The organism is Bradyrhizobium zhengyangense (assembly GCF_022012555.1).
Lineage (GTDB): Bacteria > Pseudomonadota > Alphaproteobacteria > Rhizobiales > Xanthobacteraceae > Bradyrhizobium > Bradyrhizobium zhengyangense.
The window spans coordinates 57,720-80,978 of the sequence record NZ_JAKLTZ010000015.1 but is presented as its reverse complement, the minus strand read 5'-3'; the positions used below and the strand labels follow the sequence as shown (position 1 = coordinate 80,978).

Here is a 23,259-nt window from a genome sequence, read left to right as displayed (position 1 = left end):
GGGTTATCGACATGGATGGGGCGAAGACGCTTCTGCAGGATCTGGACGACGCAATCGCGCGCGGCACAGACGAGAGCCGGGCAAAGGCGTTGTGGCATGCGACTGATCTTCTGATCACAGGTCGCTACGTCGACGACGAGATCAGCATGTTCGGCGAGGTCATCGGCCGGCTTGCGGACGAAATCGAGGTCGCCGCGCGAACGCAGCTCTCCGAATTGATGGCAGGCTGCGATCACGCGCCGCTCAACGTCATCGAGAAGCTCGCGCTCGACGACGAGATCGCGGTCGCCGGCCCCGTGCTGCGCGACTCCAACCGGATCGGCGAGAAGGTGCTGGTCGAAAGCGCCATGACCAAGGGCCAGGCACATCTGCTCGCGATCTCCCAGCGCGAGGCGATCGGCGAGGCTGTGACCGACGTTCTCGTCAAGCGTGGTAACCAGGAGGTTGTCACCTCGGTCGCCAGGAACGAGGGTGCGCGCTTCTCCGGCTCGGGCCTGCTGCACATGGTCCGCCGCGCCGAGGGCGATTCGATTCTTGCTGAACAACTTGGCCTGCGCAAGGACGTGCCGCGCCACATCTTCCAGCAGCTCATCTCCAAGGCATCGGAGGACGTCCGCCGCCGGCTCGGGACCGAGCGCCCGGAGATGATGTCGCAGATCCAGAGCTCGGTGACCGAGGTCACCGGCGATCTGCAGTCAAAGTTCGGCCCGTCCTCGCGCAGCTACTTCGTCGCCAAACGCGTGGTGACGACGCAGTACCGGCAGGGCAACCTCAACCAGGTCTCGATCTCGAACTATGCGCGCCAGCATCGCTTCGACGAGGTCCAGATCGGCCTGTCATTGTTGTCCTCGCTCCCGGTCGACGTGATCGAGCGCGCGCTGATGGATCGTAACCGCGAGATGATCCTTGTGCTGTGCAAGGCGCTCGACTTCTCCTGGGACACGACGATGTCGCTGTTGTTCCTCGGCGCCAAGGATCATTTGATCACGGCGCGCGAGCTCCACGACAACGAGCGCGATTTCAGCCGGCTGAAGATCGAGACCTCGCGCAGCATTCTGAAATTCTACCAGTCGCGCAAGAACAGCGCCGGCGCCGATCCCGCCACGGGTCGTCAGCCTGAGCTCCAGGTTCACTGAGCGGGATATCGAGGGAGTATTTGCAATGTTGCCTCAATTCGGCACCGCAGTTCGCAAGAACAAGAGCCTCGCCAAGCCGCTTCCCGCCGAGACGGGCGGGGCGGCTCCGGAGAAGGCCACAGTCGACGCCGCATGGCTCGTGCTGGAAGCCGCCAACGACCTCGGCGACCACGCCGCGATCGAAGCCTGCCGCCGCGTGATCGACGCCGAGCTGAACGGCACGGTCGCCGCCAGTGCGGACACCGATCTCGTGGTCGGATATTTCAGGTAAGCAAGCAAAGCTCAGTCTTGCTTGCGGGCGCTCGACGAGAGCCTGCTTAGCCGCAATTCCAGATCGCGCCGATCGGCGTCCGCGTCCAGCACGGTCCGAAGCTGCCGCCATTGTAGCGAGAGCCGCCAAAGCCGGGCCGGCCGAAATAATGCCATTCGCCGTCGAAGTAGCGGTAATAGGCCGGCACCGGATCGATGTACCAGGGGCGTTGGTTTTCGCGCGCATAACGACGAAAGCCGTTCTTCTGCATGAAGATCGGCTGGCTGTTGCTGAGCGGCTGGCGATAGCCCGGCAGGAAGCCATAGCCATGCCAGCTTTGCTTGGGCTTCTTTGCGACGGCCTCGGTCGGCGCAAAGGCCGGCAGCAGCGACAGGATGGCAGCAATAAACAGACATGAGATGCGCGACATGGTCAGACCATAGACAGTCGATTGCCGGAAAGCCATTCAAATCCCAGTGGTCTTTTTGCGGCCCTCGCGCGCATAAAAATTCGGCCGGGCCGAATCGCTGGCCCGGCCGTCATGTCCTTGTCGCTTAGGCGTTGGCGCCACCATCGACGGTGAGCGTCGAGCCGGTGATGTATTTTGCCTTCGTGCTCGCCAGGAACGCGACCGCATTGGCGATGTCGTCAGGCGCGCCGTAGCGGCCGACCGCCATGAACTGCTTCAGCGTTTCCGCGGTCGGGCCGTGGGCCGGGTTCATGTCGGTGTCGATCGAGCCCGGCTGCACCAGATTGACCGTGATGTCCTTGGGACCGAGCTCGCGCGCCAATCCCTTCGTGAACGCTGATAGCGCCGACTTCGAGGCCGAGTATAGACCGAGCACCGGCGCCGGCACGCGATCCGCAAAATAGCTGCCGATGGTGATGATGCGCCCGCCCTTGCCGAGATGGCGCAGCGCGGCCTTGCTTGCCACGATCGGCGAACGGACGTTGACGTTCAAGAGCGCGTCGATGTCGGCGAGCGACATGTCGTTGAGGCCGCCCAGGCGCAAAATGCCGGCATTGTTGACGAGGATATCGAGCCCACCCAGGGCGGCGACGGTCTTGTCGACGGAAGCCTGGACGGCGGCGACATCGGCGCTGTCGGCCTGGATCGCTACGGCCTTCCGCCCGCTCGCCTTGATCGCATCGACGACCCCAGCGGCGCTGTCGGCGGATTTTTCGTAAGTGATGGCGACGTCCGCTCCTTCGGCGGCAAGCGCCTTCGCGATGGCCGCGCCGATACCCCTGCTTGCGCCCGTCACCAGGGCCCGTTTTACCGTTAGCGTCATCGTGTTCTCCTATTCTGTAACGATCGACACAGAATATCTGGGATCTTGATCAGCCCGGTCAAGTCAATTATGTGTTGATCATTACAGAAAGAGACGTCATGGCGGGACGGCCACGGGAATTTGATCGCGAGGCGGCGCTGGAGGCGGCCATGCTGCTGTTCTGGCGCAAGGGCTATGGGGCAACCTCGATGAACGATCTGTGCGAGGCCATGGGCGTGCGCTCGCCGAGCCTCTATGCCGCGTTCGAGAGCAAGGAGGCGCTCTACCTCGCGGCGATCGAACATTACGTCGAGACCGAGGCGCCGCCGGTCTGGGGCAGGCTCGCGGAAGGCGCCACCGCGCGTGAAGGCATCGAGAACTTCCTGTTCGCGGCGGCCGCGATCCTGCCGAAATCGCGCTCCGCGCCGGCGGGCTGCATGGCCGTGCTGGGCGCCGTCAGCGATGAGTGGCCAGCGCCGATTGCCCGCGCGATCAGGAAGATTCGCCTGGAGATGCTCGGCAATCTGCGTGCGCGGATAGAGGCTGCGATGACCGGCGGTGAACTGCCTGCCGCAACGGACGCCGATGCTCTGAGCCGGTTCTATCTCAGCGTCTATGAAGGAATGGCCATCCAGGCCAAGGACGGCGCGACGACCGACGAGCTCAAAGGTGCGGCGAGGGCGGCGATGGCGGCGTGGCCGGATCGTCCTTCGGCGGGGTAGAGGTTCGACGAGCTGCGAGCCCCGTCCAAGCAAAAAGGCCTCGCCGAAGCGAGGCCTTCTTGTTTCACGATGCTGGCACGACCTAATCGTCGTCCCAGTGATGACGGCGGATCACGACGCCGCGGTAGTCGCGGTCGTGGTGGTACCAGCCATGATGCCAGCCGCGGTCATGCTCGTAGATGCGTGCACGCGGGCCGTAATCATCGCGGTCGCCGCCGACATAGACGCCGAAGCCGGCCGCGTTGGCGATGGTGGGGGCACCGATTGCGAGTGTCGCAACTGCCGCAAGGGCGTAAGTCAGCTTCCTCATCTGTTCCTCCTCCTTCTGCCTCGTCGGTTCGTCAACGGATGCCGCCGTCGCCTGTTGCAGGAACTGACAAGAAACTTTCTTGAACCGCTGTTCAGGTTTCATGCGGTTCATCGTGAGAAAGCCAAAAACACGTGGTGAACTCCGCACGGTCTGGAACATTCGTGTCGAGCCAAAGGCAAGCATGTCGGAACCGCCTTCGATCCTGATTGTGGAGGATGAATATCCGCTTCAGGGCGTGCTCGAGAGCGTTCTGGCGGATGCCGGCTTTGCCTCCGACATCCTTTCGTCCGGTGAAGAGGCGATGACGGTGTTCGTCGCGCGCGGCAAGCGTCACAGGGCGCTGGTGACCGATGTCAATCTGGGCGGCAAGCTCAATGGCTGGGATCTCGCCCGGAGGATGCGGGAAAAGGATCCGGCCCTTCCGGTCGTGTACATCACGGGCAGCGCCGGTGCTGCATTGTGGACGTCGCAGGGCGTGCCCGACAGCGTGCTGCTGGAAAAGCCGTTTCATCCCGAACGGCTGGTTGCGGCGCTGATGAGGCTGTGAGCTGCCGGCATGTCATGCATCATCGCCTGATGCGATAGATCACGACGTCTTCGCCGTGATGCGAGGTGTGTTTCTCTAGCGCATAGTTCGCCTTCTCCAGCACGCGCCGCGAGGCGCAGTGCTCAACAGCGACGAGACCAATGAGGGACGGCAGCTTTAGCTGTGATAGCCCGATCTCGGTCAGCGCGGTCGCAATCTCGCTGGCGAGCCCCTGGCCCCAGAGGTCGCGTTTGAACGTGTAGGCAATCTCGACCTCGTCCACGCCGTCCACGAGGATATGCCTGATGCCGGCCCGCCCGGCGAATGCGCCGTCTTTCGTACGCAGCACCCAGAGCCCAAAGCCGTGCTGGTCCCAATGCGCCATATTGGTCGCGAGATAGGTCTTCGTGACCTCGGCGGAACGCACGCCACCGAGATAGCGGGAAACGTCCGGATCGAGATGGAGTGCGACGAGGTCGGCGAGGTGGTCCTCGCGCAGGCGCTGGGCCGTCAATCTCGCGGTGCTGAAATGATCCATGATTTGATCCATGGGGGCAGATGGCCGTGTTCGTCGCCCTGCGTCAGTGGTCGATATCGCTGGCGTCTCCAGAATGCCGATTGCGGCAAAGTGCCCCGCAGTCTATTTGTCCGCGCAGCAGGTAAGGGATGATGACGAGCAAAGTCCGCGAGTACATCGATTTCTGGATCGAGACCAGCGTTCACGCGGCAGAGCAGTACGGTACCCCCGGTGCCTCCCAGAGCGTGAACGACCTGGTCAGTCGCCTCATTGAGGGAGCCAGGGGCCAGGGCATTTCCGAACGGGACATGGCGAACGAAGTTGGCGACCTGACGGGATACGTCCGGGACAAGCTCTCCGCTGCGAACCGGGCGGAAAACGATCGCCGTCACTAGGCCTTGTCATCGGCGTGTCGCAGCCAAGATGGGACGAACGCGGCGTTATTCCGGCGCTCGCAATCCGGGCGATCTCAGCCAGTCGCTCATGTGCGAGCCGGTCTCGCACTGGCGGGCTTTCCGGAGCATTTCGTCACGGATCGCTCCGGGCTCGAGCGCCTTGGCTTCCTCGCGAAGCCGCTTGGCCTCGGTGGCCAGGCGTGTCTCCAGGTTCGCGACCTGTTTGCTCCGACGGCGCTCCATGACGACACTCCTTGGCGAAAAGGCCGGAACCTCAATCCCAGATCGAGGAACAAGTTCCTCTGTGGGGCACCCCTCCGGATCGCAGTGTTCGAAATCGTACACAGTCGGGGGCTTCCCACAACTATCGTTCCACCGCTGATGGAACCAGTTGTTCCCTGTCGCGTTGGGTCTCGGCATATTGGGGGTCTCAGCGCGTCACGCTGGGCGATCGTGTTGCCGGGGGCAACGACTTACCGACAAATTCAGCAGTACGCAGGCGGGCATTTGCCACCGTAGTGCCGCCTACGCTCAACGAGTGGCTGCGGTTGTGCGTGATCAAGGAGAACAGGAATGGCTGGGCAAGTGGGCAGTGACGTCGCATCGCTCGTAACCCGAAACGAGCAAAACATTCTCCCCGAATGGGTCGAATTGCAAAAGAACGCCGGCACGCTGCACACCGGACGCATTTCGGAAGGCGAACTGCAGTCCCAGTCCAGAAACTTCCTCCATCTGCTGCGCGACGCGCTGACGCAATCCGGAACAGACACGTCAGCGGCGCCTTACGAGCCCGCGAAAGCCATGCTGACCGAACTGTCGCGAAGCCGCGCATTGCAGGGCTTTTCTCCGAGCGAGACGGCCACATTCGTCTTTTCGCTCAAGCAGCCGCTGTTCAATGCGCTGAACCGCGACAAGACCTTGTCCGGGGAGCAGATCGCGTCGACGGTGTGGTCGTTGACCGTTCTGCTCGACGAGCTCGGTCTGTTCACGCTGGAAATCTTCCAGAAGAGTCGCGAAGAGATCATTGTCCGCCAGCAGCGTGAGATCGCCGAGCTGTCGACTCCCGTCGTCAAGCTGTGGGAGGGCATTCTGGCCCTGCCGCTGATCGGCACGCTCGACAGCCAGCGTACCCAAGTGGTGATGGAAAACCTTCTGCAGACGATCGTGGACTCCGAGGCCGAGATCGCCATCATCGATATTACCGGCGTGCCGACGGTCGACACGCTCACGGCCCAGCATCTCCTGAAGACCGTCGCGGCGGCGCGCCTGATGGGCGCCGATTGCCTGATCAGCGGCATCAGGCCGCAGATCGCCCAGACCATGGTGCATCTCGGCGTCGAGCTGAACGTGATCTCGAAAGCGTCTCTGGCTGACGCCTTCGCAGTTGCATTGCGGCAAACCGGGCGAGCCGTTGTCAAGGCCAGGAGGATCGAGGGCTTCGCGCTTCCTGAGAAGAGCGGCAGGCAGGGCGCCTGACGATGGATCGCATTCCCATCCTCAAGTTCGGCAATGCGCTGCTTGTCACCATCCAGGTCGACATGCACGACCGACTGGCGACCGCGTTGGAAGAAGATCTGACCAGCAGGATCGTCTCGAACAATGCGCGCGGCGTCTTGATCGACATTTCGGCGCTCGAGGTCGTCGACAGTTTCATCGGCCGGATGCTCGACAACATCGCAGCGGTCTCGCGTATTCTCGACGCCGACACGGTCGTCGTCGGCATGCGGCCGGCCGTCGCGATCACGCTGGTCGAGCTTGGCCTGTCGCTGACCGGAGTGAAAACCGCGCTGAACGTCGAGCGCGGCATGGCCATGATCCATGATCGCCTCGCCGGTTCGGAGGCTGACGATGCCGACGACGAAGACTGAACGTCTCGGGATCAGGATCTCGGACGACGTGGTTCGGGTGCGGCAGCTGACCCGGACGTTCGCGCTCGAGGTCGGCCTCGGTCTGGTCGACCAGACCAAGGTCGTCACGGCGGCCAGTGAGCTTGCGCGCAATACGCTCGACTATGGCGGGGGTGGCGACGTGACCGCGGAGATCGTGGAGCAAGGCGGCCGCCGCGGCGTCCGGTTGACCTTCGAGGACAAAGGCCCCGGCATTGCCGACATCGAGCAGGCCCTCAAGGACGGTTTCACCTCCGGCAAGGGCATGGGCCTCGGCTTAGGGGGCGCCAAGCGACTTTGCAACGAATTTTCGATCGTCTCGGAGCCGGGCTTAGGCACTAAAGTCACAATCGCACGTTGGAAGTGATGATGAAATCCGTCGGCGTCAACGATCCAAGCGGCGTCGCGGAGGCAAGGCGGGCAGCAACTGATCTCGCCCAACGCGTCGGCTTCAACGAGACTGATAAGGGCAAGCTCGCCCTGATCGCGACCGAACTTTCAACCAACCTCGTCAAGCACGGCTCGGGCGGGGAAATTCTCGTCGGAGCCTATGAGGACAATGAAAGCCAGGGCATTGAAGTTCTTGCCCTAGACAAGGGTGCCGGCATGAGCAACGTCGCCGCATGCCTCGAAGACGGCTACTCCAGCGCAGGCACCGCCGGGCGCGGCCTGGGCGCCGTGGTACGGCAATCGCACTTCGTCGATATCGGCTCGTGGCCGGGGGTAGGGACTGCCGTGTTGGCGCGTGTTGCGCCTGGCGCTGCGCCTTCCCTCAAGCCGCCGACTGTCCCAACCTGGGGCGCCGTCTCGATTGCCAAGGCGGGCGAAGATGTCTGCGGCGATGCCTGGAGCCTCTCCAACACGGGAGATGTCCGCACGCTCTTCGTGGCAGACGGCCTCGGGCACGGGCCGGAGGCGGCCGAAGCTGCCGTCGAGGCGGTGCGAATTTTCCATCGCTATAATGGTCATACCGTCGCCAACCTGCTTGACTACGTCCATGGCGGCCTGCGCGCGACACGCGGCGCGGCCGTGTCCATCGCCCGCTTCGACCCCGCAACCGGGAACATCAACTTTGCCGGGATCGGCAATGTCGCCGGCGTCATCATCGCCGCGGGCGAGACCAAACGGATGGTGTCGATGGCGGGGACGGCGGGTTTCAACACGCGAAAAATCCGCGCCTTCGATTACCCGTTCACGCAAGGCCTGATCATTCTGCATTCGGACGGTCTGGCCTCAAGCTGGACGGTCGACCGTTACCCCAATCTGGCCGCGCTTCATCCCTCGCTGATCGCCGCGATCCTCTATCGCGATTTCAGTCGCCATCGCGACGACGCGACCGTGCTCGTGGCCAAATGGTGAAGGTTATGGCAGCAACCTCGAAACACTGGCCCATCGTCACAGTCCCGATCGAGAACGAGAGCGATGTCGTCACAGTTCGGCAGCGTGCCCATCGCGTTGCCGATCTCTTGGGGTTCGAAAGACAGGACCAGACCCGGATCGCGACTGCGGTCTCCGAGCTCGCACGCAATGCCTATGGCTATGCCGGCGGCGGCCGCGCCGAATTCGCGCTCGATGCGGCGACGATCCCTCAACGCTTCGTCGTTCGCATCTGCGACAGCGGACCGGGCATCGACAATCTCCAGCTCATCCTCGACGGGCAATATCGTTCGCCGAGCGGGATGGGGCTCGGCCTGATCGGCGCGCGCCGTCTGATGGACACGTTCAGCATCGATTCCGTGCCCGGCAAAGGGACAACTGTCGAAGTTGGGCAGAAGCTGCCGCTCCGCGTCGCGCCATGGCCGCGCGCCAAGCTCACCGACATCGTGTCCAGCCTGAAGAAGGAGACGTCGTCAGATCCGCTTGCGGCGCTGCGGGAGCAGAACCGCGAGCTGATGCAGAATCTGGAGGAGCTGCGGCGCCGCGAAGAGGAAAGCCAGCAGCTCAACCAGGAGCTCGGCGACACCAATCGCGGCGTGGTGGCGCTCTATGCCGAGCTCGACGGGCGCGCCGAGCAGTTGCGCCAGGCGAGCGAGCTCAAGACGCGCTTCCTCTCGAACATGAGCCACGAGTTCAGGACGCCATTGAATTCCGTGCTGGCGCTGTCGCGCCTGCTGCTTGACCGCATCGACGGCGATTTGACGCCGGAGCAGGAGCGACAGGTCGGCTACATCAGGCGATCCGCCGAAAGCCTGCTCGAACTTGTCAACGACATGCTGGACCTGGCCAAGGTCGAGGCCGGCAAGGCGGAGATCAAGCCCGTGCGGTTCGCGGTCGCCAGCCTGTTCGGCGCCTTGCGCGGAGCGCTGAAGCCGCTGTTGACCAGCACGGCGGTCGAACTTCTGTTCGAATCGCCGAAAGACCTGCCGCCGCTCTACACCGACGAGGCAAAGGTCGCGCAGATCCTGCGTAATTTGATCTCGAACGCGCTGAAATTTACCGAAGAGGGCGAGGTGCGGGTGACCTCGCGCACCAGTGACAACGGCGCCAGCGTGGTGTTCTCCGTTCGCGACACCGGCATCGGGATTGCGTCGGAGCACCATGAGCGCATCTTCGAGGAGTTCTCGCAGGTCGACACGAAGCTGCAAAGAAAGGTGAAGGGCACGGGGCTTGGCCTTCCGTTGTCGCGATCTCTGGCGCGCCTGCTGGGCGGCGACCTCACGGTCGAGAGCGAACTGGGGCAGGGTTCGGTGTTCTCGCTGAAGATTCCGGCCTCGCTCGGCGATCCAGACCGCGAAATGCCGATTCCTGCCGGCGACGGCAGCAGGAGTGTGCTGCTGATCGACGATGACGAGACGTTCCGTTACGTCATGCGGCAGATCGTCGGCAACGAGACGCGTTACGAGTTCATGGAGGCCGACGGCGGCGAGGAAGGACTGCGGCTCGCGCGGGAAAGAAAGCCCGATGTCATCGTGCTCGACCTGCAAATGCCCGCGATCGACGGCTTCACCGTGCTCCAACAGCTCGCCGCGGACGACCGCACCAACGACATCCCTGTCGTCATCTCGACCTCGATGACGATCGATGGATCGCTCCGATCGCGTCTCCCCGAACATGTGCGCCTGATCTCCAAGAATGCGATCTCCCGGGAGAGCGTGTCCTCCTTCCTGCGTGACGCGGTTCAGGGGGCCACATGAGCGCCAGCGAAAAGGTCGTCGTGCTGAACGTCGACGATCTCGAATCTCAGCGCTATGTGAAGACACGCGACCTGAACGCTGCCGGATTTGCCGTGATCGAGGCCCAGACCGGCGCGGAAGCGCTCCGCCTGATCGAGCAGCACAAGCCGCCTGTCGTGCTGCTTGACGTTCAATTGCCCGACATCAGCGGCTTCGAGGTCTGCGCCTTCATCAAGCAGAAATGGCCCCAGGTGATGGTGTTGCAGACATCGGCGACCTTCACTGCGACAGAGGATCGAGTGAGCGGACTGAACGCGGGCGCCGATTCCTACCTCGTGCAGCCTGCCGAACCGGTCGAGCTTGCCGCTGCGATCAATGCGCTGCTGCGCGTGCGCCGCTCAGAGGATGCCTTGCGAACGCTGAACGCCACGCTGGACAAACAGGTTCGAGAGCGCACCGAAGAGCTTGAAAAGGCCAACGCGCAATTACATCGGGAAATCGTGCAGCGCCGCAAGGCAGAATCCGAGTTGTTGCAGGCCCAGAAGATGGAAGCCGTCGGACAGTTGACCGGCGGTCTCGCACACGATTTCAACAATCTCCTGACCGCGGTGGTCGGCAATCTCGACCTGATCCGTGCTCGCGCGACCGAGCCGCGCATTACGCGGCTTGCGGAGAACGCCTTCAAGGCGGCCGAGCGCGGTTCGAAGCTCACGGCGCAATTGCTGGCGTTTTCACGGACGCAGAAGCTTGCGACCGAATCCGTCGACCTCAATCGCCTGATCATGAACGCATCCGAGCTACTCAACACCTCGCTCGGCGCCAGCATTTCGATCAAGACCGAGCTTGATGCGCGTGCGCCTTTCGTGGTCGCCGATTACAACCAGCTCGAGGTCAGCCTGCTCAATCTGGCGATTAATGCCCGAGACGCGATGCCAGATGGCGGAACATTGACGATCACGACCGCCTGCGACGATCCGGACAATCGCCGGGTCATGCTGTCAGTGGCGGACACCGGGAAAGGCATGCCGCCCGATGTCATCGCCCGCGCCTTCGATCCGTTCTTCACCACCAAGCCTCCCGGCAAGGGGACGGGTCTTGGCCTCTCGCAGGTCTATGGCCTGGTGCGGCAGATGGGCGGAGACGTCGACATCAAGAGCGAGGTCGGCAAAGGCACCTTGGTGCAACTGTCGCTACGCCGGTCAATCGCCGGCACCGAGACGGCCGCCGAAGCGCAGGCTGCCGCCGAAAGCGGACATGCCGAGCGCATTCTGGTTGTGGACGATGATCATGACGTCCGCGGCCTGATGACCAGCTTTCTGGCCGAAATCGGATACGTCGTGCACGAGGCCGACCACGGCAATGCGGCGCTCGCGATGCAGAAAACCGTGAACCCGCAATTGATGATCATCGATTTCTCAATGCCCGGCACTAACGGCGCCGAGGTCGTCAAGGCGGCGCGAGCCGTGCAACCCTCGCTCCCGGTCCTGTTCGTGAGCGGCTACGCCGATTCCGCAGCGCTGGAAGCTGCAATGGGGAACGCGCCGTTTCTGCGCAAGCCGTTCCGGCCCGCCGAGCTTGCGTCGGCGGTTCGGACGGCACTGGATTCAGACAGCTCGCATCAGTGAACCGATCGGGAGCGGTCTGTCCCCCAAGCCCGTCGTAATCCTTCGATGGTGCCATTGTGCCAGTGTTTTGCCCGACGCGTCAACGGATTTTCCGAAGCGTGTAGCCGGTTGGAGCGCAGCGGGGCCGGTCGGGCATCGCGCGAGGGACCCCCCTGTCTACTGTGCATGGGGTTGTTTTCGCGTTTTGGTTTTGCGGGGCGCTAGCCGGCGCCCAGCGCAACCGCGACGTTGTAGGTCAACAGGCTCGCCGCATAGGCCAGCACCAACATGTAAGTGAAGGTCGCCGCCATCCAGCCCCAGCTTCCGGTCTCGCGCCTGATGACGGCGAGGGTCGAGGCGCATTGCGGGGCGAAAATGTACCAGGCGAGCATCGACAGCGCGGTGGCGAGCGACCATTTCGTCGCCAGCACCTGGCCGATCTGCTCCGCCGCTTCCTTGCCGCCCTCGATCGCATAGACCGTGCCGAGCGCTGCGACCGCGACCTCGCGCGCCGCCATGCCCGGGATCAGCGCGACCGCGATCTGCCAGTTGAAGCCCACAGGCGCGAGCAGCGGCTCGATCGCCTTGCCGATGATGGCCGCGAGGCTGAAGTCGATCGCGGGCTCCGTCGAGCCTGCCGGCGGCTGCGGGAACGAGGCCAGGAACCAGATCAGCACCATCATCGAGAAGATCGTGGTGCCGGCGCGCTGCAGGAACATCTTTGCGCGGGTGAAGATGCCGATGGCGATCGATTTCAGCCGGGGCACCTTGTAGTCCGGCAGCTCCAGCATGAAGGGGGCAGGCGCATAGTCGCGCAGCATGAAGAATTTGATGAGGAACGAGACGGCCAGCGCGCTGGTGATTCCGGCGGCATAGAGGCCGAACATCACGAGGCCCTGCAAATTGATGAAGCCCAAGACGTCCCTTGCCGGAATGAACGCCGAGATGATCAGCGTGTAGACGGGGATGCGCGCCGAGCAGGTCATCAGCGGCGCGATCAGGATCGTGGTCAGCCGGTCGCGCTTGTTGTCGATGACGCGCGTCGCCATGATGCCGGGAATGGCGCAGGCAAAGCTCGACAGCAGCGGAATGAAGGCGCGGCCATGCAGGCCGGCGCCGCCCATGATGCGGTCCATCAGGAACGCGGCGCGCGCCATGTAGCCGAAATCTTCCAGCAGCAGGATGAACAGGAAGATGATGATGATCTGCGGCAGGAACACGATGACGCTGCCGACGCCCGAGATCACGCCGTTCTGAAGGAAGCTCTGCAACAGGCCCGCGGGCAGGGTGGCGTGCACGAACTCGCCGAGCGCATCGAAGCCGGATTGCAGCAGCTCCATCAGCGGCTGCGCCCAGGCGAACACCGCCTGGAACATCACGAACAGGATCAGCGCCAGCACGATCAGGCCGCCGACCGGATGCAGCACGATCGCATCGATCCGCGCGGTCAAGGTGTCGGGCCTGGCAGGCAGGCTGACGCAGTCCGAGATAATGCGGTCGGCCTCGCGCTGGGTCGCGCGCAGCTCGGAGACGCTGAGTGCGCGCCAGTTGTTTGGCTGCGGCTCGGCGGCGAGTTTTGCGGAGATCTCGTCGGTCAGCTTCAAGAGGTCGGCCGTGCCGCCCTTGCGCACCGCGATCGAGGTGACCACGGGCACGCCGAGCTCCTTGGCGAGCCTGTCGACATCGACCGAGATGCCGCGGCGGTTCGCGATGTCGAACATGTTGAGCACCAACACCAGCGGCCGGCCGGTGCGCTTCAGCTCGAGCAGCAGGCGGATGGTGAGACGCAGATTGGTGGAGTCCGCAACGCACAGCACGAGGTCAGGTACGATCTCGCCGGAGGCCTTGCCGAGCACGAAGTCGCGGGTGATCTCCTCGTCGGGGCTGCGGCCGCGCAACGAATAGGTGCCGGGCAGGTCGACGATCGAGACCTGGCGCCCGAGCGGCGTGACGAAAAAACCTTCCTTGCGCTCGACGGTGACACCCGGATAGTTCGCGACCTTCTGCCGACTGCCGGTCAGCGCATTGAACAGCGAGGTCTTGCCGCTGTTTGGCGTGCCCACCAGGGCGAGATGCAGAAGGGGTAATTCCATGGAAACAGATATCCGGTCGCGCGCTTAAGCGACGATGATGGCCATGGCCTCACGGCGGCGCACCGCGATGGTGATGTTGTCGACACGCACGGCGATCGGGTCGCGCCCGACCAGCCCCTCGTGCAGGACCTCGACCCGGGCGCCCTCGACGAAGCCGAGCTCGATCAGCCGGCTCTCGAGCTCGATATCCGAGAGAGCCGAGCCCGCCTCCTTGGCGGCGAGGTGCTGGATGACGCCGGTGTAGCCGCGCTGGGCCAGGCCCAGCGGCATCTCGCGGCGCATATCATGAGTGTCGGTCATGCCCTGTATTTTCAACGCAAGGCATGTAGGTCAAGCGCGCGCGCCCATGGAAACTGCACCTTAGAGGGATTTTAAAGTGCAGATCACGAAGCCGTGCCCAGGCGCCGGCGCTATTGCGCCGGAACCTTGTCCGGCTGCATGGCGGCCAGGGCGCGGCTCTTGAAGTAGTCGAGCACGAACAGGCGGATCGCCGAGGACAAATTGCCCTGCTGGCGGGCGCCGTCGATCTCGCCGACGAGCTCGGACAGCGTCATGTTGCGCAGGCCCGAGATCTCCTTCATGCCGTTCCAGAACGCCTCTTCCAGGCTGACGCTGGTCTTGTGGCCGGCGACCACGATCGAACGCTTCACGACGGGCGACTTCATGGCTGCTCCTCGCGATCGATCCGGTGCTGGTCCAGATGCGCCTTCGCCTGGTCCGCCTGCTTCTCCTCCGCCGATCGATCGGCCTTCGTGCGGCCGAACTTCGTTCGGTTGGCGTCCGCCTGCTTCGCCGAGGCTTCCCGCTCGGCGCGCTTCCTGAAACGATTCAGGTTGATGACGTTCCCCATGCCGCGTCTCCATCACCTGATCCTCTGCCGGCAGGATGTTACATTCAGAAACAGGGCGCGGCCTCGCGCCCCACAAGGCTTGATCGTGGTCATTCGCTTGTCCTCGTCAATTGGCCTCGAGGGCCATCAAACGATGAATTTCGCCCCGTCACGGGCACGAAGGCATTGCGTAGCACGCACCTCCGCAGGAACATTGACGGTAATCAAATCCTGCGCCCTAAACCTCATAATTATGAGCTTCAGGGCTCCGTATCACTACGGATGACTATCGGAATTCGGAATTCACCCGGGCCGCGTCATCTTCTCCGGCTGCACCAGGCGGTCGAATTCGTCGGCCGAGACGAAGCCGAGCCGCAGCGCCTCCTCCTTCAGCGTGGTGCCGTTGGCATGCGCGGTCTTGGCCACCTTGGCGGCGTTGTCGTAGCCGATCTTCGGCGCGAGCGCAGTCACCAGCATCAGCGAACGCTCCATCAGCTCCTTGATGTGCTTTTCGTCGGCGCGAATGCCGCTGACGCAATGCTCGGTGAAGGAGCGCGCCGCGTCCGCCATCAGGCGGATCGAGTGCAGCATGTTGTAGGCGAGCACGGGCTTGTAGACGTTGAGCTCGAAATGACCCTGGCTGCCGGCGACCGTGATCGCTGTATGATTGCCGAACACCTGGCAGCACACCATGGTCATCGCCTCGCATTGCGTCGGATTGACCTTGCCCGGCATGATCGATGAGCCCGGCTCGTTCTCCGGCAGGATCAGTTCGCCCAGCCCCGAGCGCGGGCCCGATCCGAGCAGGCGGATGTCGTTGGCGATCTTGAACAGGCCTGTGGCGACGGAATTGATGGCGCCGTGCGCCAGCACATAGGCGTCGTTGGACGCGAGTGCCTCGAATTTGTTGGCGGCGCTCGTGAAGGGAAGCTTCGTGATCCCGGCAACGTGCTTTGCAAATAGCCTTGCAAAGCGCGGCTTGGAGTTGAGGCCGGTGCCGACAGCCGTGCCGCCCTGCGCCAGCGGATAGAGATCCTTCACTGCGACCTTCAGTCGCGCGATGCCGCTTTCGACCTGCGCGGCATAGCCGGAAAATTCCTGGCCAAGCGTCAGCGGTGTCGCGTCCTGGGTGTGCGTGCGGCCGATCTTCACGATCTTGGCGAACTCCTTCTCCTTCTTGCGGAGCGCGCGGTGCAGTTCGCCGAGGGCTGGGACAAGATCGGCATTGATGCGGCTTGCGGCAGCGATGTGCATCGCGGTCGGAAAGGAGTCGTTCGACGACTGGCTCATGTTGACGTGGTCGTTGGGATGCACGGGCTTCTTGGCGCCGAGTTCGCCACCGAGGAGCTCGTTGGCGCGGTTAGCGATGACCTCGTTGAGGTTCATGTTGCTCTGGGTGCCCGAGCCGGTCTGCCACACCACCAGCGGGAAATGATCGTCGAGCTTGCCCTCGATCACCTCGTGCGCGGCACGGATGATGGCGCCGGCTCTGCGCTTGTCGAGCAGGCCGAGCTCGAGGTTGGACTGTGCCGCCGCAAGCTTGACGATGCCGAGCGCATGGACCAGCGAGATCGGCATGCGATCGATGCCGATGCGGAAATTCTGCCGCGAGCGTTCGGTCTGCGCCCCCCAATAACGATCTGCGGGCACCTCGATGGGACCGAAACTGTCGGTCTCGGTGCGGGTCGCGGGGCGGGCGGTCTTCGCAGCTTTGGCCATGAGCACATCCATTCTGCCGCGCGCGGTGCCGCACGGCGTATTCATGTGCTCTTCTATATAGGGAGTTTGGCCGGACGCGACGCTCTCGCGGCCAAGCCAGATCATTTCTTGCGGAAACGATCGAGCCGAACGACTTCGGCGCCGCCCTGGTTCGGCGGGCTCGGCTCTTCCGCGGTCTCCGTCGGCTCAACGGCCGGCGTGGGCATCGCGACAGCCGACGGGGCAGGGGCAGCCGGCAAATTCTCGCCCGCCACCTCGTCGACATCGGCGGTTTCGAACTGGAGGCCGAACTTCACGGACGGGTCGAGGAAGCTCTTGATGGCGCTGAACGGCACCACCAGCCGCTCCGGGATGCCGCCGAAGGAGAGGCCGACCTCGAAACGGTCCTCAAGCACAGTCAGGTCCCAGAATTGGTGCTGCAGAATGATCGTCATCTCTTCCGGATATTGCGCCAGCAATCGGCTGGATAGCTTCACGCCCTCGCCCTTCGATAGGAAGGTGATGAAGAAATGATGCTCGCCCGGCAGGCCATGGGCCGCAGCGTCAGTCAGCACTTTCTTGACCACGCCGCGCATAGCCTCGCTCGCCAGCACGTCGTATCGGATGTGATCGGTCGCCATGGTGGTCCTGTTGCATTCCAGGAGACGGGCCCCGCCGGTCCGACTCGCCAAGCCGCAATAGTACCGCGCCTGACGGGTCGGCAGGAGTCCCCGCCGGGAAGGAAATCAGAGGTAAGTGGAGGCTTCTGTTGCCAGGTGCCTCCGAACCCCGCCTAACGGAGCTTAACCCGTTAGGACTTTAAGTTGGTCTTTCAAACTGCGTTACGCAGCCTGAGCAACCGGAGCAAAGTTGTCGTTGGCAACTATTGCAGTAGCCCGATAACGGCGGAACAATACCGGGAAAAAGCACGCCCTTTACGCCCTCGTCGATCCTATTTCGCCCCCGCCAAAGCCCGCTTTCGGGTCAGCCCGCTGGTGGGCTTTGGTGGAGGCGCCGGGTACCGCCCCCGGGTCCGAATGGTTTATTGCGACGACCGTTTATTTCCATAGCCGGCGAACCGGCACCCCCAATATAGGGGGCAAAGGTTTCAAAAAACAGAGGTTTCGAGCGGTGAGGGCACGGTTCCCTTTGGATAGGTCCAGATGGCCCGCAGCCTGATCTTGGCCGGCCTGCGGCTCGCGTTCTAAGCTCCTGACATGTCCACGGATTCAGCACCGGCCGCCCAAGAGCCGGATCATCCCGCAATCCACGCCCCTCCGCCCGGCCTGCCAGCACTGTTCCTGGCCTTCGCCCGGATGTCGCTGGCCGGCTTCGGCGGCGTCCTGGTATTTGCCAGACACGCCATAGTCGACCAGCACCGCTGGATGACGGCGGATGAGTTCAACGAGACCTTCGCGCTCTGCCATTTCCTGCCCGGGCCTAACATCGTCAATCTGTCGATGGTGTTCGGATCGCGGCTGCGCGGCATCGCCGGCGGTGTCGCGGCCTTCACTGGGCTTTTGCTGCCGCCGACGTTGATCATGACGGTGCTCGCGATCATCTACGCCCGGTTCGGCGATGTGGAGGTGTTGCGCCGCATTCTCGCAGGTATCTCCTGCGCCGCGGTCGGCCTGCTGATCGCCGTGGTCTTCAGGATGATGACGCCGCTGCTCAAGCGGATGGACGTCGTCGTGCTCATCCTGATGCTTGGCGTGTTCACAGCCATTGGCGTGTTTCGCTGGCCGTTGCAGGCGGTGTTGCTCATTGCAATCCCGCTCAGCATCGCGGTCACCTATGTGATGCGACGGAAGGTAGCAGCATGAACAGCCAGAACCCGATCTGGGCGCTGATCTCCACCTTTGGACTTATGTCTTTGTTCGCGGTCGGTGGCGCTGCCGCCGCAGTGCCCGAGATGCACCGCGTCGCCGTCGATGTGCATCACTGGATGACCGACAAGCAGTTCGCGGATGCCTATGCGATCGCGCAGCTCTCGCCGGGTCCAAACGTGCTGATCGTCACCTTGATCGGCTATGCCGTTGCCGGCATTCCAGGCGCGCTGGCCGCGACGCTCGCGATGTGCCTGCCGACCGCGCTGCTTGCCTACTATGTCAGCCGGCTGCTGAATCGGCCGAACCAATCGCGCTGGCCTGCCCTGATCCAGGCTGCATTGGTTCCGCTGTCGATCGGATTGATGGCGGCGAGTGCCTTGATCCTCGCACGGTCGACCGATCGCACCATTGCTGCGCTGCTTCTGACCGCGACGGTTGCAGTGATCGCTTCCGTTACGCGGGTCAATCCGTTGTGGCTTCTACTCGCAGGCGGACTGTTGGGTTTTGCTGGTATTGTGTGATGAAAATCGCTAGGCAATGATCAGGGGCGGATCGATTTCCAGCCGATTAGAACAACAGTGCTCGTGACTTACGGGTCGCGGAGGAGACATGCATGGCCGACACAATGGGCCACTCGGCAACAGCCACCAAAAACACCTCGGTGGCCCTCGGCTTCTGCCTGCTGGCGCTCGCCCCTCAGATTTTCGAATTGATCTGGTCGATCGGGACGATCTTCGGCTGGGGCGCCGGACGCGGTCCGGCCACGGTCCTGATCAGCCACACGACGGCGCTCGTCGCCGGCGCGCCGGCTGCGCTGCTCGGCGCGATCGGCGGTGAGACCAAGAAGGCATCATCGGATGTTTTGTTGGCGCTGATCTATTCCTATCCGTTGTTTGCAGTGGCGATCGTCACGCTGTTCATGACGATCAAGTCGGGGCAGGACTACATCGGCGGCGTCATCCTGATGGCCCTCGCGCTGTTCGCGCTGTGGGCCTCGAGCGATTTGCAGGGCATGCGCGGCTTCTCCTTCGGTGCGGGCACCGCGCCGCGGATGTTCGGCGGACTGCTGGTGGCTCTGTCCGCGGCCATCGCCCTGACCGGCCTTTTGCATGAGGGACCGGCACTCGCACATTATTCCTGGCGAGGGCCGCTGTTCGTGATGTGCGCGATCCTGTTCTTCGCCCTGGCGATCCGGCCTCTGGGCCTCGTGGTCTCGGCATTCGTGAGCTTCATGATCGCTGCACTCGGATCGCATGAAACACGCTGGGTGGAGGCCGCCATCGTCGGCGCCTGTTTGACGCTGGGCTGTGCGCTGCTCTTCCCCTACGTGCTCGGCCTGCCGATGCCGATGTTCCCGCGTTTCCTGGTTCAGTGAGGCTGTCATGGAGCTTTTTGCCAACCTCGCTCACGGTTTCGTCGTCGCTTTCTCTCCGATCAACCTTCTGATGTGCCTGATCGGCGCGCTCGTCGGCACGCTGGTCGGCGTGCTGCCGGGCATCGGCACCATCGCCACCGTCGCGATGCTGCTGCCGATCACCTTCGGATTGCCGCCGGTCGGCGCGCTGATCATGCTCGCCGGCATTTATTACGGTGCCCAGTATGGCGGCTCGACCACCTCGATCCTGGTCAACATTCCAGGCGAGGCGACATCGGTCGTCACCGCCATCGACGGTCACGCCATGGCCAAGCAGGGCCGCGCCGGTCCGGCGCTGGCGATTGCCGCGATCGGCTCGTTCTTCGCCGGCTGCGTTGCGACCGTGCTCATCGCCGTGCTTGGTGCGCCGCTCACGAAGCTCGCGCTGGCGTTCGGGCCCGCGGAGTATTTCTCGCTGATGGTGCTCGGCCTGATCTTCGCGGTCGTGCTCGCCAAGGGCTCGGTGCTGAAGGCGATCGCGATGATCGTGTTTGGCCTGCTGCTGTCGATGGTCGGCTCTGATATCGAGACCGGTGCCTCGCGCATGGCCTTCAACATTCCGGAGCTTGCCGACGGTCTCGGCTTTGCAACGGTTGCAATGGGCGTGTTCGGTTTTGCCGAGATCATCCGCAATCTCGACGCCGGCGCCGAGATGAACCGCGATCTCGTGCAGCAGAAGATCACCGGCCTGATGCCGACCAGGAAGGACCTGATCGACTCGGCGCCCGCGATCCTGCGCGGCACCGCGCTCGGCTCGATCCTCGGTATCCTGCCTGGCGGCGGTGCGGTGATTGCGTCGTTTGCGGCCTATACGCTGGAGAAGAAGCTCGCCAAGGATCCGCGGCGGTTCGGCCGCGGCGCGATCGAGGGCGTGGCGGCGCCGGAAAGCGCCAACAACGCCGCTGCGCAGACCTCCTTCATCCCGCTGCTCACCCTCGGCATTCCGCCGAACGCGGTGATGGCGCTGATGGTGGGGGCGATGACCATTCACGGCATCGTGCCGGGTCCGCAAGTGATGCAGAAGCAGCCGGACCTCGTCTGGGGCATGATCGCCTCGATGTGGATCGGCAATCTCATGCTGATCATCATCAACCTGCCGCTGGTCGGCATCTGGGTGCGCCTCCTGCGCGTGCCATACCGGCTGATGTTCCCCTCGATCGTGATCTTCTGCGCGATCGGCATCTACTCGGTGAACAACGCGCCGGTCGATGTCATCCTCGCCGGCGTGTTCGGCCTGGTCGGCTATTGGCTGATCAAGCATGATTTCGAGCCGGCGCCGCTGCTGCTCGGCATGGTGCTCGGACCGCTAATGGAAGAAAACCTTCGCCGTGCGCTGCTGATCTCGCGTGGTGACTGGAGCGTATTCCTGACGCGTCCACTCTCGGCTGCGCTGCTCGCGATCGCGGCCTTCCTGCTGGTGCTCACGCTGCTACCCATGCTACGCGCCAAGCGCGACGAGGTGTTCACCGAATCCGAGAATTGAGAAGTGGACTCCGGTGCTCGGCCGGCAAGTTTAATCAGAATAATCAAGCTGATAGGAGAGGGGCGGGACGCGAGTTCCGCCCCTTGTCGTTTGCGGCGGGAAGGGTCACCTTTTCAGGGTATAATCTGTGGGCGCAGCGAATCGCCGCTGTTGCAGCGCAGGGGGCGCCGTTATGTTCGCCGCCTCCCCAAAGGCTCATTTGGCACATGCACCAGTATCAGGACCTGCTTGAGCGGATTCTTTCAGACGGCGCCGAGAAGACGGATCGGACCGGCACCGGCACGCTGTCGCTGTTCGGCCATCAGATGCGCTTCAATTTGTCCGCCGGCTTCCCGATGCTGACGACCAAGCGGCTGCCGCTGAAGGCGATCGTGCATGAGCTGTTGTGGTTCCTGAAGGGCGACACCAACATCAAATATCTCCGCGACAACGGCGTCACCATCTGGGACGAATGGGCTGACGCCAATGGCGATCTTGGCCCGGTCTACGGGCATCAGTGGCGCTCCTGGCCCGCGCCTGATGGGCGCAGCATCGACCAGATCGCCAACGTCGTCGACATGATCAAGCGCAATCCGGACTCGCGCCGCCTGATCGTCTCGGCCTGGAATCCGGCCGAGGTCGACAAGATGGCGCTGCCGCCGTGCCACTGCCTGTTCCAGTTCTACGTCGCCAATGGAAAACTGTCGTGCCAGCTCTATCAGCGTTCGGCCGACGTGTTCCTCGGCGTGCCCTTCAACATCGCTTCCTACGCGCTGCTCACCATGATGGTGGCGCAGGTCACGGGCCTCAAGCCCGGCGACTTCGTGCATTCGTTCGGCGACACCCATCTCTATTCGAACCATCTGGAGCAGGCGCGCCTCCAGCTCTCCCGCGCGCCGCGCGCGCTGCCGGCGATGAAGATCAACCCTGACGTGAAGGACATCTTCTCCTTCCGCTACGAGGATTTCGAGCTCGTCGGTTACGATCCGCATCCGCATATCAAGGCGGAAGTCGCGGTCTAGAGCATGATCCGGAACAGCGTGAAGCGGTTTTCCCTCGCGACAAGCGCAAAATGCGTTTGCGCCGCGATCATGCGGGCACTGTAAGGCGATGTCGCTCAACATCCGCCGCGCGCGCTCGGACGAAGCCGGGCTCGTTCTGGATTTCGTCCGCGAGCTTGCCGCGTACGAGAAGCTCTCGCATGAGGTCGAGGCGACCGAAGCTGACATTGCGGACGCCTTGTTCGGTCACGATCCCAGGCTGTTTTGTGCGATCGCCGAATGGAACGGCGAAGCTGTCGGGTTTGCAGTGTGGTTCCTGAATTTCTCGACCTTCAGCGGCCGTCATGGCGTCTATCTCGAAGATTTGTATGTGCGGCCGTCGCATCGGGGCAAGGGTCTCGGCAAGGCGCTGCTGATCTATCTGGCGAGGGAATGCGTCGATAACGGCTGGTCGCGCCTGCAATGGGCGGTGCTCGACTGGAACGCGCCCTCGATTGCGTTCTACAAGTCGCTCGGCGCCGCGATGATGGACGACTGGACGCTGTGTCGTGTTACGGGGCCTGCGTTGACGCGACTTGCAGGGGGCTCGTCCTGATGGAGATCGTGTTCGTCGTCGCGATCGCGGAGAACGGCGTCATCGGCGCTGGCAATGCGATGCCGTGGCGTTTGAAATCCGACATGGCGCGCTTCAAGGCGCTTACTATCGGCAAGCCCGTGATCATGGGCCGCAAGACCTTCGAGTCTTTGCCGCGCCGGCCGCTGCCCAACCGCACCAACATCGTGATCACGCGCGATGCGGCCTATCGCGCCGCCGGCGCCATCGTCACGACATCGGGGGCGGACGCGTTCGCGGTTGCGCTTGGCGATGCCCTGCGGCGTTCGGCCGCTGAAATTGCCGTGATCGGTGGCGCCGAAATCTTCCGGCAATGGCTCGATCGTGCTGACCGCCTCGAGATCACGGAAGTGCATGCGCTGCCCGGCGGCGACACGCATTTCGACATCGACAAGGCAACGTGGGAGGAGACGGCGCGCGTCCGCCATCCCGCCGGCCCGGACGACAGCGCCGACTACTCCTATGTGACATATCGTCGGCGGCCGCCCCATTAACTGCATTCGCCAATGTTTACATTGACTTTTCCGCCCCCGAGCATAGCTCGTGAGACGGTCAGGCTTGCGTTGTAAGGGTCCTCTCGGTCCCCTATA

General features: G+C 63.2%; 29 protein-coding genes and 1 other RNA gene. 18 read left to right on the top strand and 12 right to left on the bottom strand.

Translation table 11 applies throughout. The features are described 5' to 3' along the window. Nucleotides 1-11: 11 nt before the first annotated feature. Nucleotides 12-1,136 (top strand): DUF2336 domain-containing protein, encoded by a 1,125-nt coding sequence (locus tag L6639_RS34865; RefSeq protein WP_237866136.1) that lies wholly within the window; start codon nucleotides 12-14, stop codon nucleotides 1,134-1,136. Between the two features lie 25 nt (nucleotides 1,137-1,161). Next, nucleotides 1,162-1,407, top strand: coding sequence for a hypothetical protein (locus L6639_RS34860; RefSeq protein ID WP_237866135.1), 246 nt, complete (start codon nucleotides 1,162-1,164; stop codon nucleotides 1,405-1,407). A 46-nt stretch (nucleotides 1,408-1,453) separates the two neighbouring features. Here the strand turns inward: L6639_RS34860 and L6639_RS34855 are convergent, their stop codons facing one another. Together L6639_RS34855 and L6639_RS34850 are read right to left on the bottom strand one after the other, a co-directional pair. Next, nucleotides 1,454-1,852, bottom strand: coding sequence for a hypothetical protein (locus L6639_RS34855; RefSeq protein WP_237866134.1), 399 nt, complete (start codon nucleotides 1,850-1,852; stop codon nucleotides 1,454-1,456). An 88-nt stretch (nucleotides 1,853-1,940) separates the two neighbouring features. Then, nucleotides 1,941-2,678 (bottom strand): 3-oxoacyl-ACP reductase family protein, encoded by a 738-nt coding sequence (locus L6639_RS34850; RefSeq protein WP_237866133.1) that lies wholly within the window; start codon nucleotides 2,676-2,678, stop codon nucleotides 1,941-1,943. A gap of 98 nt (nucleotides 2,679-2,776) precedes the next feature. Here L6639_RS34850 and L6639_RS34845 point away from each other — a divergent pair, with 98 nt between their 5' ends. After that, nucleotides 2,777-3,379, top strand: a complete 603-nt coding sequence (locus L6639_RS34845) for a TetR/AcrR family transcriptional regulator (RefSeq protein ID WP_237866132.1) — start codon at nucleotides 2,777-2,779, stop codon at nucleotides 3,377-3,379. Between the two features lie 82 nt (nucleotides 3,380-3,461). Here the strand turns inward: L6639_RS34845 and L6639_RS34840 are convergent, their stop codons facing one another. Beyond that, nucleotides 3,462-3,689: a hypothetical protein gene (locus L6639_RS34840; RefSeq protein WP_237866131.1), complete on the bottom strand. Its 228-nt coding sequence runs from the start codon at nucleotides 3,687-3,689 to the stop codon at nucleotides 3,462-3,464. A gap of 100 nt (nucleotides 3,690-3,789) precedes the next feature. On the opposite strand from L6639_RS34840, the gene L6639_RS34835 reads away from it, so the two are divergent. Continuing rightward, on the top strand, nucleotides 3,790-4,236 hold the full coding sequence (locus L6639_RS34835; protein WP_333909375.1) for a response regulator: 447 nt from the start codon (nucleotides 3,790-3,792) through the stop codon (nucleotides 4,234-4,236). A gap of 19 nt (nucleotides 4,237-4,255) precedes the next feature. Here L6639_RS34835 and L6639_RS34830 read toward each other — a convergent pair whose 3' ends face one another. Further along, nucleotides 4,256-4,753, bottom strand: coding sequence for a GNAT family N-acetyltransferase (locus L6639_RS34830; protein WP_237866130.1), 498 nt, complete (start codon nucleotides 4,751-4,753; stop codon nucleotides 4,256-4,258). Nucleotides 4,754-4,881: 128 nt separating this feature from the next. Between L6639_RS34830 and L6639_RS34825 the strand changes: the two genes are divergently transcribed. After that, the gene (locus L6639_RS34825) at nucleotides 4,882-5,127 is read left to right on the top strand and encodes a hypothetical protein (RefSeq protein ID WP_237866129.1); all 246 of its coding nucleotides are present in this window, start codon (nucleotides 4,882-4,884) and stop codon (nucleotides 5,125-5,127) included. Nucleotides 5,128-5,172: 45 nt separating this feature from the next. Here L6639_RS34825 and L6639_RS34820 read toward each other — a convergent pair whose 3' ends face one another. Beyond that, nucleotides 5,173-5,370: a hypothetical protein gene (locus tag L6639_RS34820; protein WP_237866128.1), complete on the bottom strand. Its 198-nt coding sequence runs from the start codon at nucleotides 5,368-5,370 to the stop codon at nucleotides 5,173-5,175. A gap of 330 nt (nucleotides 5,371-5,700) precedes the next feature. On the opposite strand from L6639_RS34820, the gene L6639_RS34815 reads away from it, so the two are divergent. The 6 genes from L6639_RS34815 to L6639_RS34790 are packed head-to-tail and all read left to right on the top strand — an operon-like array spanning nucleotide 5,701 to nucleotide 11,751. Continuing rightward, nucleotides 5,701-6,603, top strand: coding sequence for an STAS domain-containing protein (locus tag L6639_RS34815; RefSeq protein WP_237866127.1), 903 nt, complete (start codon nucleotides 5,701-5,703; stop codon nucleotides 6,601-6,603). 2 nt (nucleotides 6,604-6,605) lie between these two features. Further along, nucleotides 6,606-6,995, top strand: a complete 390-nt coding sequence (locus tag L6639_RS34810) for an STAS domain-containing protein (RefSeq protein ID WP_148775837.1) — start codon at nucleotides 6,606-6,608, stop codon at nucleotides 6,993-6,995. Further along, complete coding sequence (locus L6639_RS34805) at nucleotides 6,976-7,380, top strand: anti-sigma regulatory factor (RefSeq protein ID WP_237866126.1); 405 nt, start codon at nucleotides 6,976-6,978, stop codon at nucleotides 7,378-7,380. The genes L6639_RS34810 and L6639_RS34805 overlap by 20 nt, the downstream gene beginning before the upstream one ends. 2 nt (nucleotides 7,381-7,382) lie before the next feature. Next, entirely contained in the window at nucleotides 7,383-8,372 is a 990-nt protein-coding gene (locus L6639_RS34800; RefSeq protein ID WP_237866125.1) for an ATP-binding SpoIIE family protein phosphatase, read from the top strand. A gap of 5 nt (nucleotides 8,373-8,377) precedes the next feature. Next, nucleotides 8,378-10,147, top strand: coding sequence for an ATP-binding protein (locus tag L6639_RS34795; protein ID WP_237866124.1), 1,770 nt, complete (start codon nucleotides 8,378-8,380; stop codon nucleotides 10,145-10,147). After that, nucleotides 10,144-11,751: a response regulator gene (locus tag L6639_RS34790; RefSeq protein ID WP_237866123.1), complete on the top strand. Its 1,608-nt coding sequence runs from the start codon at nucleotides 10,144-10,146 to the stop codon at nucleotides 11,749-11,751. Before L6639_RS34795 ends, L6639_RS34790 begins: the two co-directional genes overlap by 4 nt. A 200-nt stretch (nucleotides 11,752-11,951) precedes the next feature. Here L6639_RS34790 and feoB read toward each other — a convergent pair whose 3' ends face one another. The 7 genes from feoB to ssrA all read right to left on the bottom strand — a co-directional run bounded on the left by feoB (nucleotide 11,952) and on the right by ssrA (nucleotide 17,472). Beyond that, nucleotides 11,952-13,823 carry a ferrous iron transporter B gene (gene feoB / locus L6639_RS34785; protein WP_237866122.1) on the bottom strand — a complete coding sequence of 624 codons (1,872 nt, stop codon included), beginning with the start codon at nucleotides 13,821-13,823 and terminating at the stop codon, nucleotides 11,952-11,954. Between the two features lie 24 nt (nucleotides 13,824-13,847). After that, nucleotides 13,848-14,123 carry a FeoA family protein gene (locus L6639_RS34780; RefSeq protein WP_237866121.1) on the bottom strand — a complete coding sequence of 92 codons (276 nt, stop codon included), beginning with the start codon at nucleotides 14,121-14,123 and terminating at the stop codon, nucleotides 13,848-13,850. 110 nt (nucleotides 14,124-14,233) lie between these two features. Then, nucleotides 14,234-14,488 (bottom strand): ribbon-helix-helix domain-containing protein, encoded by a 255-nt coding sequence (locus L6639_RS34775; protein WP_194466717.1) that lies wholly within the window; start codon nucleotides 14,486-14,488, stop codon nucleotides 14,234-14,236. Then, entirely contained in the window at nucleotides 14,485-14,673 is a 189-nt protein-coding gene (locus L6639_RS34770) for a DUF4169 family protein (RefSeq protein ID WP_237866120.1), read from the bottom strand. Before L6639_RS34770 ends, L6639_RS34775 begins: the two co-directional genes overlap by 4 nt. A 282-nt stretch (nucleotides 14,674-14,955) precedes the next feature. Then, nucleotides 14,956-16,383 (bottom strand): class II fumarate hydratase, encoded by a 1,428-nt coding sequence (gene fumC / locus L6639_RS34765; RefSeq protein WP_237866186.1) that lies wholly within the window; start codon nucleotides 16,381-16,383, stop codon nucleotides 14,956-14,958. Nucleotides 16,384-16,472: 89 nt separating this feature from the next. Further along, entirely contained in the window at nucleotides 16,473-16,991 is a 519-nt protein-coding gene (locus L6639_RS34760) for an SspB family protein (RefSeq protein WP_237866119.1), read from the bottom strand. A gap of 114 nt (nucleotides 16,992-17,105) precedes the next feature. Continuing rightward, nucleotides 17,106-17,472: a transfer-messenger RNA gene (gene ssrA, locus L6639_RS34755) on the bottom strand. Between the two features lie 95 nt (nucleotides 17,473-17,567). Between ssrA and L6639_RS34750 the strand changes: the two genes are divergently transcribed. The 7 genes from L6639_RS34750 (at nucleotide 17,568) to L6639_RS34720 (ending at nucleotide 23,163) form a co-directional block, all read left to right on the top strand. Continuing rightward, nucleotides 17,568-18,173, top strand: a complete 606-nt coding sequence (locus tag L6639_RS34750; RefSeq protein ID WP_237866118.1) for a chromate transporter — start codon at nucleotides 17,568-17,570, stop codon at nucleotides 18,171-18,173. Continuing rightward, complete coding sequence (locus L6639_RS34745) at nucleotides 18,170-18,700, top strand: chromate transporter (RefSeq protein WP_237866117.1); 531 nt, start codon at nucleotides 18,170-18,172, stop codon at nucleotides 18,698-18,700. The genes L6639_RS34750 and L6639_RS34745 overlap by 4 nt, the downstream gene beginning before the upstream one ends. Before the next feature lie 92 nt (nucleotides 18,701-18,792). Next, nucleotides 18,793-19,554, top strand: coding sequence for a tripartite tricarboxylate transporter TctB family protein (locus L6639_RS34740; RefSeq protein ID WP_237866116.1), 762 nt, complete (start codon nucleotides 18,793-18,795; stop codon nucleotides 19,552-19,554). Between the two features lie 7 nt (nucleotides 19,555-19,561). Beyond that, entirely contained in the window at nucleotides 19,562-21,076 is a 1,515-nt protein-coding gene (locus L6639_RS34735; protein ID WP_237866115.1) for a tripartite tricarboxylate transporter permease, read from the top strand. 206 nt (nucleotides 21,077-21,282) lie between these two features. Next, complete coding sequence (locus L6639_RS34730) at nucleotides 21,283-22,077, top strand: thymidylate synthase (RefSeq protein ID WP_237866114.1); 795 nt, start codon at nucleotides 21,283-21,285, stop codon at nucleotides 22,075-22,077. Between the two features lie 88 nt (nucleotides 22,078-22,165). Continuing rightward, nucleotides 22,166-22,651 (top strand): GNAT family N-acetyltransferase, encoded by a 486-nt coding sequence (locus tag L6639_RS34725; RefSeq protein ID WP_237866113.1) that lies wholly within the window; start codon nucleotides 22,166-22,168, stop codon nucleotides 22,649-22,651. Then, a complete protein-coding gene (locus tag L6639_RS34720) occupies nucleotides 22,651-23,163 on the top strand; it encodes a dihydrofolate reductase (protein WP_237866112.1) in 513 nt (170 codons plus the stop codon). Before L6639_RS34725 ends, L6639_RS34720 begins: the two co-directional genes overlap by 1 nt. Nucleotides 23,164-23,259 lie beyond the last annotated feature (96 nt).